Below are 12,998 nucleotides of genomic sequence, written 5' to 3'. Positions count from 1 at the left end.
CCTTTCTCTATACTCGCTTATCCGTTGGTCGATGGAGAGGCGGGAGTTGCAGGTTTGGTGGTGTCCACAGCGTTCTTCGGTGCTTCTTGTACACTAAGTTTGTCCAAGAACTTGCGACTGCGTTTCATTCCCTTGCCACCGCCCTTCATCTCGGGGATGAAGTTCACGCGGAAGTTCACCACGTTCTCGCTGACGTTGAACTTAGCTGCGGTATCGGCGGGTTTGGTGCGCATACCTATTTTGAACAAGCCAAATCCATTCAACTTCACTACGTGACTGGCTTGCAATTCGTCTTGCATCACCTCTACCAATTCAGAAAGTACTGCGAGTACATCACTGCGTTTTACAGTACAGTTGCGCTGAATGCGTTCTGCCAGCACATCCGTTTCTGTCATTTGGGTATGAATGGCGCGTGCATACCACTTACCTTTAGTCTTAGAATCTTTTCTGTTGTTCTGATACAACTTGTACATTACTGCCATAATTTTGTGTGTTTTTAGGGTTAATATGATAAATGTAAATCAGTCATCTCTCTGACTGACGATGCAAAGATACAACATTTGTCTCCGCATGTCAATGATTCATGATAGGCTTCTATGTTGCAAAAGCTATCACTTATCACCTATCCCTTGTTCACACACACAACGGATAAAAATATAGGTACGCGCAAAAGGAAGCGGAAATAAGTTATAATAAGGATATTACAATCCCTTAAATACTATTTTAGCCCTTTTTGATCTCGATGACCAAAAAGGGCTAAAAGTCGTGATAAAGACATACTCCTTTAGATAGATATGTTTGCGTTATTCACTATTCTATCAACTTTCCATGTTTTCTGAGTATTGAGAGAAACTCTCCCCATTCTGTTGCTCGTTTTTCTCGTGATTCCGCAATAACCTTGTTATCTTTGGCATAGTGACTGTCGTTCTCGATGTTTCGTGGGTAGCAGTCGCTAAGATAAAACTTACCTGATTCCGAGACCAATGATAAATCTGTAAATATTTGACTATTGAGCGAAGATACAAAGGTTGTGATGTGAAGCAGCACCTTGCCATACGAATGTACTTCTATATTACGGTAAATCGGAAAGAGTTGACTTGTAGGCTCAAAATCTTGGAAGACAATCTCACGAGTCTGCACATTGAAAGAGTTGATATTCTCAAGCGTAAAAAGATAGGGCTTTGCAGCAGCCCTTGTTATGCGAGTTGTCCCAACGGCAAACAATGCCGTTTTCGCTCCTTGTACTATAGGAGTTGACGTTTGTTCATCTTCGCTGTTGCAACCAATAAATAACAACGATAAAATGAGCACTTGTAGTACATATAAACCTTTTTTCATATCAATATTATTTTAGTAGGTTTTATCTTGTTATTATGATTCTTTCAAAAGTAAGCTTTCCATTTCCGGCAACACCTTGTCAGCATTGAGAGTTATATATGCCTTCTTATTCTGCACGAGATTGACTTGCCCATTATATGCAATATTGGAAGCTTCATATTTCATATTTGGTTTGGCATAGTACACTTTCAGTTGATAATTCCCGGGGATTACTTTGCTCATCTTAAAATTGACATCATATTTGCAAATGCAATCTGCAAGCGCATCAAGGACATTGTGATACACAACAAGGGTAATCTGATTATCCTGATTAGCGATGTTCACATAAATATTTCTCACGGCGCAGTTGGCTTTCACATCTTCGAGTGCGCATTGGGCAATGCCGTCTTTTCCCAATTCAATGCTAAGGGTTGCAGGTTTTGCATCATTTTCCAAATAGAAATCTATACGAGTTTCTGTTGGAGAGAGATTTGACTTGCAAGTGGAGTTTGCCACATCATAAACTCTTAATGTCTCAAGTACGACATTCTCTGACGAGCATGCTGATAACCCAATGAGGCAAATCAGACAGTAAAATACTTTTTTCATAAATGTATGGATTTAGAATACTGTTTTATATAAACGTGATTATTCGCTATTTCTTGCTTGTGCAATTATGTATTTTTGACATGAGCGTATAAACATGCTTGACACTTTCCAGATCAAAGGCATGATCATCATCACGCTTGTTTTCAACCATGTCAGCAAACACCTGAATTTCGGAGAAGAAACCTTGTGAGATGATTTGATTATTCCCAATGGTTGGAACAAAACCATTCCTTCCGTAGAGATTTACAATGGTTGCTTTGTTTTGGAAGATTTTTTCCAAGGGGATTCCCAATATAGCAGAGTGTCTTGGAGCAAAATCAAGTCTTTCCATTCTATCCAATAGATATTGTCCATTATCTGTACTGATACTTAATTGTTCCTGTGCATCCTGCCAAGAGTAATCTGTTGATAGTTCCAGCATCCCCGTTATATTTTGATGCTCCAACATAAGAAACAAGGTCTGTCCGCCATCCTTACAGGTCATTGTTTCTACCAACTTTATCTTTGCTTCGCCAAAGAGGAATGTAACATAGTCAAGAGGATGGATGAAGAGGTCGAGCAGGGCATCTCCCTCCGGGTATAATCCCGTAAGATAGCGATAATGATAGTGTCGTTTACCCTCACTTCTCAATCGGTTTTGCAAGATTTGGGTTGCAGGGGCAAATCGTCTTTGCAGTCCGACAACGATATGTTGTGACCCATACAATTTGACCGTATCTATCAGGGAGTTCAGTTCCCTTTCGTTCTCGCATGGCGGTTTCTCTATAAATAAAGATTTCCCGGCTTTAATGACTTCACTTGCAATCTGCGAATGTGCATGTGGATTGGCAGCCACAAAGACTCCAGAAACCGTATCATCGTTCAAGATGTGCTGTAAGGAAGTAGTTCCTTTAATCCCCTTGTATTTTTGAGAAATCAACTTGGCTTTTTTCTCCGAGGTGCAGCAGATGTATTTCAGTGGCAGTTGCAGATACTGTATGACAGGCAACAGGTTGCTGACACAATGATTTCCAATACCCACAAGAGCGTATTGCTGTGTGTAGGTATGTCTCAGTTCCCTGATGCTGCGCATATTCTTGTATCTACCAATGATGTTATCTAAATAATATCCCATGTTCATTCGTTATGCGGTTATTTTCTTAAAATGCTTCTTATAGGTGGTATGCCTGTCATCTGTCCATTGGTATTTCCCGTAAAACAACTCTATCAGTCGTTTGGGCAGTATTTTTTCTAGATTCCTCAACAGGATAATATCATACTTCCGATGATAGTTGATCCAACATTGATTACATTCTTTGGAGTGTTGGCACTGAATCTTCCCTGCTTTCTTTGAGTTGAAAATCTCATCGAGCGTATTCTCATGGATGTTGCCCAAGATTACATCCAAATTTTGGCACAAAGGAACATCACCATTGGAATGGATGACCAACTCGCTGAAAATACTGTGACACCGAAGTTTCAACCTGTTATTCTTCCACTCGTCATATAGGGCAACAAAGTCAAAGTTTTCGTCCGTTTGATGTATGGAGGATGGTATCTGACCGATGAAATCCGCATCATCAGCTTCCATCAAGTCCTTGGTCGTGTCAAAAAATGACATTGTACTGTATATGCCAATACGCACGTCTATGCCATATCTTTTGGCTACATCTATCACATATTCCATGTCTCCAAAAGAATTCCAAGGAGAAAGACAGAACATCAGGGATATGGGAACAATGTCTTTGCACGCCTCTATGACTTCAATAACCTTATCATATCCATCCCTGCCACGCATATAGCGATAGGTTTCCCTACTGCCGTCGAGTGAAACATACAGATGCTTGGGGTGATGATTCTTCACAGACGAAATAACCTTATCCACTGCGAGGCAATTAGACAGCAAAGTATAGTTGGGATGATGAATGTCGAACCATCCCAATATCTTGTCTGCTTCAGGATGAAGGATAAACTCGCCTCCCTCCAAACCGACCATTGTGCGCTTTGTTACACATTTGCTGTTCATTATCTTGATGATGTCCTCTAAACTTATATTTTCCGTAGGTTTCTTCCAAATGGAACAGTGCTTGCAACGTGACTGACAGTTAGTAGTGGAATATATCATCAAAGAGGTGAGTTCCTTGTGCTGTCTGCGTACTACATTATTGACAAATACTATTCCGTTATAGATGTAGTCATAAATACTATACATTCTTTCTTTTGAGTTTTGTCTTTACTATAAAGAGCGGAAATCTATAAAAAGACTGCACTATATTTATGACTTTTCTTTCTTATCCTTTTTTCATCTATCTACCAAGTAAGCCTCAGGCCGAATGGCACCGTTATGATGAACGGATGCTCCGTGCGATAGGTTTCAAGCCCGCTACCATTCCTAAAGTAATAGAACATATTTGGTTCCAAATACAGGCTGAACGGCTTGAATAGCTTGTACTGTACACCTATGCCTAAGTTTATAGACCACTGATAGCGGGCCTTGATGTCACCCCTCAGCGTGTATGACGAGTCAGACGTTATGATATACTTCTTGTCAAGCGAACTGTGGACAGGCATCTCGAATGTCACACCACCGGTTGTATAGGCATTTAAACGCCCCTTGCTCCAGATAGGATAGGTCAATCGCAAAGGAATGCCCACATAATCAATCTTTTGGGTTTTCAACAAGGTTGCACCATTAAACTCGCTCTCAAAATCAGACTTCAACCTTGTATAGGTCAAACCCGTGCTAAAAGTCCAATGCGAACTTAATTGCTTATTAAGCGATAATCCAAATGTTTTTGGGCGGTAGTGATGCGCTTTTTCACCTAAGGATGCGTTGCCATCTGTTGCATTGTTGAGTGCTATCCATGACATTTTTGCCATCTCGACAGAATCCATCAAGGCATTGTTCCGGGCGAGATAGTTTGCATAATCATCCCATGTATATAGTTTTGCCGCAGCCCCACCGTTAGCGTAATCTACTACCGACAGGTAGTTCAGGTTGGACATGGCTCCATTTGCTCCGGCATTGGAAGAATAACCGAAGTTAAATGTCCATGGGTATTTCTTCTTATTGCGGACATCAGGCGACATTCTTTCGTTCAATGCCATCATTCTTTCTTCTGGAATTTGTGGAATACGGAACACAGAGTCTTCTATGCTGATATCCTTTACTGCCAGATGTTTTTGTAAGGAATCTACACAGATTGGTACTGTCTGCTGTCCAGATTTTACACTATCAGTTATTATTTGTGAAGAAATCTCTTCAGCAGAAACAACTATTTTTGCCAAAATATGATCATCATTCAAGTTGGTAGTTGATGGGATTGAATAGTTTGGTTGCGCTTTCTTTTGAGGGGCTGTGCCTTTTTGAGCCCGTCTTGGAAGTTCCTTATGAGTGTTTACTGCTGTTGGCTTGTCATCAGAAGTGCTGGCAGACTCGTCCTTCGTTACGAAATAGATATAGACTGGTATAAGAATAGGAAGCAAGAAGAGCATCCAATAATTAATCAGTATGGTGCGTAGCATTTTCTTTGCCCTAAACAACTGTGAAGAAGAACTGTGAGGATTGATACCAAGCAGTTCTCCGATTTCCTTGTGAGAAAGACCATCCAAAACAGAAAGTTTGAACACCTCCCTGTTCCCATCCGGTAACGACTCTATCGCCTCCAACAATAGTTTTATGTCAATATTCTTTTCCTCCTCATCTTCCTCGCTCAAGAGTTCAAGGCCCAGACTGGATAGAGGAATATCGTCTTTTTCTGTACTTTGCAGGAATCTTAGGCACAGGTTCCTTACTATAGTTATCATCCATCCCTCCAATTTTGAGTTGTCTTTCAGCGACTTGATGGAGGTGAAGATAATAATAAAAGCATCATGCAGAATATCTTCTGCCGTGCTTTCATCTGTCACATAGTGCAGGCATATCCGCAACAATCTGTCAGAATATGCCTTATATAAATTTCCGAGAGCTTCTCTTTCTCCCCGTTTGCATGCGTCTATATCAACATCTACTTTCATAGATATACTTTTCCTTTTTATTAAAAGGAGCAGATTATGGCTAAAAGACTGCACGAGTTTTAATACTTTTTTTTGAGAAACTTAAAAAACAGAGGTTAGAGACTTATTTTAATGGCTGAAGCATCATCATTTGGAAGATTTACCAATGTCTCCAATTCCTGTAAGATGGAGAATAAAAGGTCGTTTCCTAATCCTTCCTTGGTCAATTTATATGCCATACGCCTTCAGTTTTTGTGCTGCTTCGATACAACGACTGTTCCCGCTTCCTATTAAATCTGCGTAGATAAGAAAATTAGGAACCAAATTGCTATTCGTACTATCTTTCCAGAATTTCTGATAAACCTTGATGTTTCCATTATCTTGGATTCTTACTTTGTGAGTTAGCAAAAGATTGCTGATGGGTGCATCTGCATATATTTCAAATTGTTCGGGAATAAGAAAGCCATCATGTAAATAAGCTCCACTTTCTCCTCCCCAATACATATTGTTAGGAAGTTTGAGTTGTTTCCAATCTTGCTTATCCACTAATTCAAATTCTTTTATCAATAATTTCGGCTTCAACGTCCTGTTATAGTACACTTGCCATAGGTCAATCAGTTGTTCTCGATTCTTCAATACACGTTTAGAAGCCATCGTTACAATAAAATGCTCCTCAACCAGTTCTTCCACAACATTCTTTATTGTTCCCAGCGATAAGCCTGTCTGGTCGCAAATCTGGCGATAGGGTTTGGAAACATTAGTTTCATCTTGTAAAAAGAAAAATATCAATTTAATACCAGCTTCATGAAAAGCTTTTCCTCTTTTTTCCTTCTGCTCAAATCTTTTTTGACCGCTGATGTGGACAAATAACGGAGGGGCAATGATTCTACAATTACCACTTCGCTCTACTATGTTGATATTTTCTTGCTGTATCAAGTTATAAAGATCAGGTTGTACATATTGCGATATTAGTAATAAAGGCTTATCAGTTTGTGGTCGTACCTGCTGCATTGCCTGCAAAACTATAGATAAGTTTGCCTTTATAACATTGTTTTGAACAATGCAAAGAAAGTCTTGTCCTTCTATCTGAATATCGTAGAAGTCATTTCCTATAGGAGATTTTTTATAAACAACCTTGTTTAACTTAGCCAAACCTCTCAAATGGTCAATGGCATCTGAAATTATAGCTTTGTTTTTATTCATATAGTTCACTCATTTAACAGTGTTCATTCGTATTGAACGCTTCAAATATAATGAACATTTTTGTTAATTCCAAATCTAATGTTCATTAATTATCTCTTGTTCATTAGTTTTGAACATTACTCATTTTTTGAACACGATTATAAAGGAAGAATTATCGTTAAAGTTGTAAGACTTAAATATTAAAACTTTTGTTATTGCAAGAACATATAAAACTCAACTCTAAACTCTAATCTCTAAACACTAAAAAAAGAAAATCTCCCCCCTCTCTTTATTCAGCATAACGCAATGAGTATGGAGCAGAGAGGAAGGGAGTGGGTGTTACCTTGAACGATCTTCTTACCGTTAGAATAACCATACCCAATATAAAAGAGGTGTGTAGAACACAGCACTTATTTGTCGGTTTGTCGTTAGATGCGAAACTGTCCGCACGATAACCTGCTGCGAGATGCGAAACTGTCCACACGATGACCTGCTGCGAGATGCGAACGAGTGCGCACCGACAAGACAAGTATCCTTACGAACTTGACCATACACAGTGATGCACAATACCTCCAAGCTTGCTTTTATGAAATGATGTTGTTTTTCATCAAGGTACTTTTCTCGCCAATTAGATTATTTTCTCAAAGATAACTAAATTTTCAATACATCACAATCCTTTTTGAAAGAAAATTTTATCCGTCTCCATGATAGATGATCCCGAAATGTAAGAACAAAAAGTTTATATGATTGATAATCAATCTGTAACGATTTATCACTAATAACACACCCTCTAAGTTGTTAATATTTTTTAACTTCGGAGAGATGCAAGAATCATAGGAATTTGGTGTTTATAAGACAAAGAATATTTCAAATTTAATCCATTAAAATCAAAAAAATGAAAAAGTATTTCAAAACATCATGGGCATCACTCTTCGTTGTAGGATGTCTTGCTTTCAGTTTAACAGCTTGTCTGAACGACAACGAAGACAACACGAAAAGGATTACCAAAGAAGAGGTGCAACAGGCATATCGCACTGTGGCAGGCGCACACACGGGTAAGTTGGTGTTTCCTTTGAGTTACCCATTGACAGCAAGCACCAAAACCGACTCGCTCGATATCTCATGGGACGTAACGAGCGACTCTACGCTGCTCATTAAACAAGTGCCTGCCAAGGCTTTCGTGCCAAGCGTGCAGGATAATGATGTGAAAAACTTGCTGATGAAAGCAAAACCACAAGACTTGAAGTGCAACATCGGATTCTACAGTCTCATGCCTGTTGCGTTTGTGATGCAACCCAAAATACTCGAATATAAGGTAGAGGAAAAGGGCAAACAAAGCAAGATTGAGGTGTTATTCTACTTCAACGTGCGTGGAGCGGCTGGTGTGTATGAGGTTGGCAAAAAACGCTTCTTGGCACAACTCGTTGGTGGTGCGGTGAGAGTGGACGGACAACTGAAAGCCGAGTTCCGTCACGGACTGTATCTCCAATTGGTAGAACAAAAGAAGTAGCACCAAACAGACAGGGAGCCATGCTTGCAACTCCTTGTGACAAGAACGAAAGAACCCAACTAACCCTGAAAGATACAAGGGGTTAGCTGGGTTTTTCGGTGTTCTATGTTATTTTGGCTGGTTCTATAAATTACCACCGCACATCGTCATCAAATGCTTATGAAATACGTTTTTAGCATTTCGCCAATGCCTGTTGGATGTCTGCCAACAAATCGGTCACATCTTCGATGCCCACCGACAATCGAATCAATGTGGGGTCGATGCCCGAGGCACGCAACTGCTCGTCGGTGAGTTGTCGGTGCGTATGACTGGCTGGATGCAGCACGCACGTCCTGCTATCGGCAACATGGGTAGCGATGTTGATGAGCCGAAGCGAATCCATGAAGCGAATAGCGGTGTCCCGATTGCCCTTCAAGCCGAAGGCAATCACTCCACACGAGCCATTGGGCAGATATTTCTGACCCCGTGCATAGTGTGCATCGTTCTTCAGTCCGCAATAGTGAATCCATGCCACCTGCTCCTGTTGCTCCAAGTATTCGGCAATCTGCTGCGCATTACGACAGTGCTGTGCCATGCGTAGGTGCAACGACTCCAATCCCAAGTTGAGCAAATACGAGTTGTGTGGCGATGGTATCGACCCAAGGTCGCGCATCAGCTGTGCCACCAATTTTGTGAGATACCCCATCTTGCCAAACGCCTTTGTGTACGTCAGTCCATGATACGACGCATCGGGGGTGCAAAGTCCGGGATACTTCTCCGCATGCGCCATCCAGTCAAACTGTCCGCTGTCTACCACAGCACCGCCAACAGTGGCAGCATGACCGTCTAAATATTTGGTGGTAGAGTGCGTCACGATGTCACATCCCCACTCAAAAGGACGACAGTTCACAGGGGTAGCGAAAGTATTGTCCACAATCAGTGGCACCCCATTGCTGTGGGCAATGCGGGCAAACTTCTCTATATCCAAGACATGACAGCCCGGGTTGGAAATCGTTTCACCAAACATCACACGCGTATTGGGACGGAAGGCTTGCTGTATTTCCTCGTCCGATGCCTCAGGATTGACGAAGGTACAGTCGATGCCCATCTTCTTCATCGTCACACCAAACAGATTGTACGTGCCACCATAAATCTCGGTAGAAGCTACAATATGACTCCCTGCCTCACAGATATTGAAGACAGCAAAGAAGTTGGCAGCCTGTCCGCTCGAAGTGAGCAAGCATCCTACGCCCCCTTCCAACTGTGCAATCTTCTTTGCCACCACATCGTTGGTAGGATTCTGCAACCTGCTGTAGAAATAGCCCTCCTTTTTTAAGTCAAACAACTGCGCCATCTCCTCGCTATTATCATATTTAAAGGTGGTACTCTGCACGATAGGCGGCTCTACTGGCTCGCCATTTTTTGGTTCCCAACCCCCACGAATACAGAGGGTTGACCGTTTCAAATTTTTCTCCATAACTATTTATCTTAAAAATATACGTTGTGCAAAGGTATATGTTTTTAAAAGAAATCTATCATTTAGGTCTAAGTAATTGGCTATGAACAGCCTTATGAGTTATGAAATGCAGTAGGTAATGATTTAGCGACCTATCTTCAACAGTGATATACAACGCTTTGCACAACTCGAATAACCTATTGCAAAGATAAGGGTATATCGTGAGAAAAAAGAATTTTCTCCAAATTATTTTCGTAGAGCCGTCCGTTGGGGCGGCTTTTTGTTTTCTGTGTATTCCGTTTTATGATAAGATGCAGTCCTCGAAAACTGCGTTTTTTGTTTTCGCCCCGCTTCTCCGTCTGCACATCCTCCACTTATGCCCGTGTATTATGTCGGGATCGGTTGTTCGTTGTCAGCGGCAAAGGTAGTTTCGGGCTTTCACTGACAAAAAAGGTCGGGGCGGCAAGCCGTTTAGACGACAATCTCCACACTTCCATTTCATTGCAGGTAGTATTCTCGCCGTAAAACCTTGTTTGTCCTAAGCCCTACCTTTTTACGCCACTAAAACTAAAACGACCGACCCGACGGAAAGACGCATAAAAAATGTCGGATATGCGAGAAGCAAGGAAAAAGAAAAAGTTGAAACTCAACTCCCTCCCTCTGGAATCCGCATAAAATCAAAAATAATCATTCAAGAAGAACAGATGAAGTAAAACGGTCGGCAGATTTGCCGACCGCTCCTTTTCTTTCTTATGCTTCGGGCGGACAAAGTCCCCCAATGAAAAACAGTTCGTTACTTTTGACAGTGAGTTGATACGGCTCAAAAGTAACAAAAAGCCATTGCTAAATGCCTCACAATAGCTTCTTGAATTTTATCTCTGCCAATCTGTTGATTTCATCTTTGTAGGTCTCAAGATGATAGATGATGATGTTTTCCACATAGATACCGATGGTCATATCCCTATTTCTCATAGACATGACTATCTCCGCCAGCGTGTCCTGCAACTCTTTGGCAATATAGATGGTCTTGCGGTTTCTCAAGGTGTTGCGACAGATGAAAAGCGACTCGTAATCACCTTTGTCAGACTTTCGCCTTTCTCTTCTTGGGACTCTTGAAAAATCCTTTGATATTGGTTCGTCATTGGGACGTTCCGATTCAACACACTGCGCTTCCGGTTGAGAGCGTTTCATCTCACTCTCTTTTCTTTTCATAGGAATACCCTGTGAAATAAGTTCTCGGATGGCAACGGGATCTACCTTGCCGTTTAGATTCTCTGTCATACTTTCTTAATTTTTATTATTATACAATTCATTGTTCATTTCGTTGTCAGTATATTTACTGATGAAGATGAATATATCCGCTATCGAAGATATGCCCAATAATCGGCTTGTATCAGCAGGGCTACAACCTTTCATTTATACCCTTTTTGTGGAGATTTTCATTATTGTCCATCAATATAATCGTTCGATTGTATCTGCTTTCGCACATTTCTACGTTCTAGTGAAAGAATCAAGGATATGTTCTTTGACATACACCCTCGCCTATATCGCTCATCGAAACGTGATGTTATCGAAGACACATACCCTCACCGACATATTCGACAGTGCAAATATATGGCCCGGTGATGCTGTAATCTGCGTGATTTTCTTTAGTGCGTACTTGTGGCTTCGATTTGGTTATTTGTGGCTTCATTTCACCCAATGGCTTTGGGGACAAGAGGTAGTAACTTTGCAGCAAGCGATAAGTCGGTATTTCATGGCTCTGAAAACATACATTTCGAGAGAATAACATATTGTTCTTCAGAACGAATTTATTTGCGTCCGTGCAAATAGCAAGGTATGTCTTGCGTTACCCGAAATTATTTCGCTAACTCAAAACCCTTGTTCTTAGCAGAGGGCAGAACACCTCCGAAGTCGGTGTTCTTGAATAGAAGTTTTCGTTGTCTTGATTGGTTATTTTATCGTGAACGCTTTCTGATGGATTTCAATTGTGTTTAGCACATTCGATTTCCAGAAGAAGAATTACAAACCATTAAAATCCGAAGTAATGACAAAGAGAAATGTGGGACGACCTCCCAAGAATGAACGAGCCAACCATTGTTGTATGGTTCGATTTACGGACACCGAGTTTGCTCGTTTCCTGACGCTGTTCAAGCAATCGGGGCTTCAAAATAAAGCCACTTTCATCAAGGCAAGGGTCTTTAACGAGACCTTTCGGGTGATAAAAGTGGAGCGTTCCCTGCTGGATTATTATCAGAAACTGACGACTTTGTACGGGCAATTTCGCAGCGTGGGAGTGAATTATAACCAGACAGTTGTCGCTTTGAAGAGCAACTTTACCGAGAAAAAAGCCTTCGCAATGCTCGCCAAGTTGGAGAAACTGACGCTTGAATTGGCTATTATCGGAGGGGAAATCGTACAACTTACTCGTGAGTTTCAGGAGAAATGGCAACATCGGCAATAGCCTTTTACTGTGTATTGTTATTCCTCAATGAAAGAAAATCAAGCTTCCCGAAATGAGAGGAAAGCCTGATTAATCTTTTGAATGCAATTACCGTTTCTTGAACTTGCCACCTTTCAGGTCGCTCTCCACCATACGCTTATTGAGTTTCTCACGGAGTTCATCAAGGAAATAGGTACGACTGTCATCCTTGCGACGCTTCATATTCATATAGACGTTGTAGCAGTTCTTGATTTCCACACCGAAGATTTCAGAAAGTGTGTCTGCCAACTTCTCTACACCTATTTCTCCGTTGTTGATACAGTCGCAGGTGTCGAGAGAATAAAGGAGTTCAACTAAATCTGTTGCTTTGCCTGTCCAACAGAGTTTCTTGGCGGGTTTGACGGGCAAAGCAGGAAGAAGTCCCTGCATTCGCATCTTCACTAATTCCAGCTCCGTGTCAATGACAAAGAGCAGTTTCTTTACATTTTTTCCCCTCTCCTTCCATTGAATCCCCCTTTTGCAAGGGT

14 protein-coding genes are annotated in these 12,998 nt (G+C 41.2%); 3 read left to right on the top strand and 11 right to left on the bottom strand.

Features of this window, described 5'->3' with window-relative positions:
* Window positions 1–17: 17 nt before the first annotated feature.
* The 8 genes from BN35_RS01245 to BN35_RS13870 all read right to left on the bottom strand — a co-directional run bounded on the left by BN35_RS01245 (window position 18) and on the right by BN35_RS13870 (window position 7,104).
* Window positions 18–482, bottom strand: a complete 465-nt coding sequence (locus BN35_RS01245; RefSeq protein WP_025071835.1) for an HU family DNA-binding protein — start codon at window positions 480–482, stop codon at window positions 18–20.
* Between the two features lie 328 nt (window positions 483–810).
* Window positions 811–1,338: a hypothetical protein gene (locus BN35_RS01240; RefSeq protein WP_025071836.1), complete on the bottom strand. Its 528-nt coding sequence runs from the start codon at window positions 1,336–1,338 to the stop codon at window positions 811–813.
* A 33-nt stretch (window positions 1,339–1,371) separates the two neighbouring features.
* Window positions 1,372–1,926, bottom strand: coding sequence for a hypothetical protein (locus BN35_RS01235; protein WP_025071837.1), 555 nt, complete (start codon window positions 1,924–1,926; stop codon window positions 1,372–1,374).
* Window positions 1,927–1,972: 46 nt separating this feature from the next.
* Window positions 1,973–3,040: a Gfo/Idh/MocA family protein gene (locus tag BN35_RS01230; protein ID WP_025071838.1), complete on the bottom strand. Its 1,068-nt coding sequence runs from the start codon at window positions 3,038–3,040 to the stop codon at window positions 1,973–1,975.
* A gap of 9 nt (window positions 3,041–3,049) precedes the next feature.
* A complete protein-coding gene (locus BN35_RS01225; protein ID WP_025071839.1) occupies window positions 3,050–4,117 on the bottom strand; it encodes a radical SAM/SPASM domain-containing protein in 1,068 nt (355 codons plus the stop codon).
* 98 nt (window positions 4,118–4,215) lie between these two features.
* Window positions 4,216–5,922, bottom strand: coding sequence for a sigma-70 family RNA polymerase sigma factor (locus BN35_RS01220; protein WP_025071840.1), 1,707 nt, complete (start codon window positions 5,920–5,922; stop codon window positions 4,216–4,218).
* A 95-nt stretch (window positions 5,923–6,017) separates the two neighbouring features.
* Window positions 6,018–6,140, bottom strand: a complete 123-nt coding sequence (locus BN35_RS14030; RefSeq protein WP_257009399.1) for a hypothetical protein — start codon at window positions 6,138–6,140, stop codon at window positions 6,018–6,020.
* Entirely contained in the window at window positions 6,130–7,104 is a 975-nt protein-coding gene (locus tag BN35_RS13870; RefSeq protein WP_025071841.1) for a type IV toxin-antitoxin system AbiEi family antitoxin, read from the bottom strand. The genes BN35_RS14030 and BN35_RS13870 overlap by 11 nt, the downstream gene beginning before the upstream one ends.
* A gap of 874 nt (window positions 7,105–7,978) precedes the next feature.
* Here BN35_RS13870 and BN35_RS01210 point away from each other — a divergent pair.
* A complete protein-coding gene (locus BN35_RS01210; RefSeq protein WP_025071842.1) occupies window positions 7,979–8,593 on the top strand; it encodes a DUF4840 domain-containing protein in 615 nt (204 codons plus the stop codon).
* 172 nt (window positions 8,594–8,765) lie between these two features.
* Here BN35_RS01210 and BN35_RS01205 read toward each other — a convergent pair whose 3' ends face one another.
* Both BN35_RS01205 and BN35_RS01200 read right to left on the bottom strand, forming a co-directional pair.
* Complete coding sequence (locus BN35_RS01205) at window positions 8,766–10,049, bottom strand: O-acetylhomoserine aminocarboxypropyltransferase/cysteine synthase family protein (RefSeq protein WP_028900738.1); 1,284 nt, start codon at window positions 10,047–10,049, stop codon at window positions 8,766–8,768.
* Between the two features lie 831 nt (window positions 10,050–10,880).
* Window positions 10,881–11,309: a DUF3408 domain-containing protein gene (locus tag BN35_RS01200; protein WP_025071843.1), complete on the bottom strand. Its 429-nt coding sequence runs from the start codon at window positions 11,307–11,309 to the stop codon at window positions 10,881–10,883.
* A 61-nt stretch (window positions 11,310–11,370) separates the two neighbouring features.
* Between BN35_RS01200 and BN35_RS01195 the strand changes: the two genes are divergently transcribed.
* Window positions 11,371–11,817 carry a hypothetical protein gene (locus BN35_RS01195; protein WP_025071844.1) on the top strand — a complete coding sequence of 149 codons (447 nt, stop codon included), beginning with the start codon at window positions 11,371–11,373 and terminating at the stop codon, window positions 11,815–11,817.
* 258 nt (window positions 11,818–12,075) lie between these two features.
* Complete coding sequence (gene mobA, locus BN35_RS01190; protein ID WP_025071845.1) at window positions 12,076–12,492, top strand: conjugal transfer protein MobA; 417 nt, start codon at window positions 12,076–12,078, stop codon at window positions 12,490–12,492.
* An 87-nt stretch (window positions 12,493–12,579) separates the two neighbouring features.
* On the opposite strand, the gene BN35_RS01185 is transcribed toward mobA, so the two are convergent.
* Window positions 12,580–12,906, bottom strand: a complete 327-nt coding sequence (locus tag BN35_RS01185) for an RteC domain-containing protein (RefSeq protein WP_025071846.1) — start codon at window positions 12,904–12,906, stop codon at window positions 12,580–12,582.
* Window positions 12,907–12,998: the final 92 nt, after the last annotated feature.

Origin of the sequence: Hoylesella timonensis 4401737 = DSM 22865 = JCM 15640 (assembly GCF_000455445.1) — a bacterium.
Taxonomy (GTDB): Bacteria; Bacteroidota; Bacteroidia; order Bacteroidales; family Bacteroidaceae; genus Prevotella; species Prevotella timonensis.
This window is presented reverse-complemented; position numbering and strand designations above follow the sequence as displayed.

What these genes read in the sequence shown, in the direction of transcription:
- BN35_RS01245 (WP_025071835.1), bottom strand. Translation starts at nt 482, where the DNA reads ATGGCAGTAATGTACAAGTTGTATCAGAACAACAGAAAAGATTCTAAG.
- BN35_RS01240 (WP_025071836.1), bottom strand. Translation starts at nt 1,338, where the DNA reads ATGAAAAAAGGTTTATATGTACTACAAGTGCTCATTTTATCGTTGTTA.
- BN35_RS01235 (WP_025071837.1), bottom strand. Translation starts at nt 1,926, where the DNA reads ATGAAAAAAGTATTTTACTGTCTGATTTGCCTCATTGGGTTATCAGCA.
- BN35_RS01230 (WP_025071838.1), bottom strand. Translation starts at nt 3,040, where the DNA reads ATGGGATATTATTTAGATAACATCATTGGTAGATACAAGAATATGCGC.
- BN35_RS01225 (WP_025071839.1), bottom strand. Translation starts at nt 4,117, where the DNA reads ATGTATAGTATTTATGACTACATCTATAACGGAATAGTATTTGTCAAT.
- BN35_RS01220 (WP_025071840.1), bottom strand. Translation starts at nt 5,922, where the DNA reads ATGAAAGTAGATGTTGATATAGACGCATGCAAACGGGGAGAAAGAGAA.
- BN35_RS14030 (WP_257009399.1), bottom strand. Translation starts at nt 6,140, where the DNA reads ATGGCATATAAATTGACCAAGGAAGGATTAGGAAACGACCTTTTATTC.
- BN35_RS13870 (WP_025071841.1), bottom strand. Translation starts at nt 7,104, where the DNA reads ATGAATAAAAACAAAGCTATAATTTCAGATGCCATTGACCATTTGAGA.
- BN35_RS01210 (WP_025071842.1), top strand. Translation starts at nt 7,979, where the DNA reads ATGAAAAAGTATTTCAAAACATCATGGGCATCACTCTTCGTTGTAGGA.
- BN35_RS01205 (WP_028900738.1), bottom strand. Translation starts at nt 10,049, where the DNA reads ATGGAGAAAAATTTGAAACGGTCAACCCTCTGTATTCGTGGGGGTTGG.
- BN35_RS01200 (WP_025071843.1), bottom strand. Translation starts at nt 11,309, where the DNA reads ATGACAGAGAATCTAAACGGCAAGGTAGATCCCGTTGCCATCCGAGAA.
- BN35_RS01195 (WP_025071844.1), top strand. Translation starts at nt 11,371, where the DNA reads ATGAAGATGAATATATCCGCTATCGAAGATATGCCCAATAATCGGCTT.
- mobA (WP_025071845.1), top strand. Translation starts at nt 12,076, where the DNA reads ATGACAAAGAGAAATGTGGGACGACCTCCCAAGAATGAACGAGCCAAC.
- BN35_RS01185 (WP_025071846.1), bottom strand. Translation starts at nt 12,906, where the DNA reads ATGCGAATGCAGGGACTTCTTCCTGCTTTGCCCGTCAAACCCGCCAAG.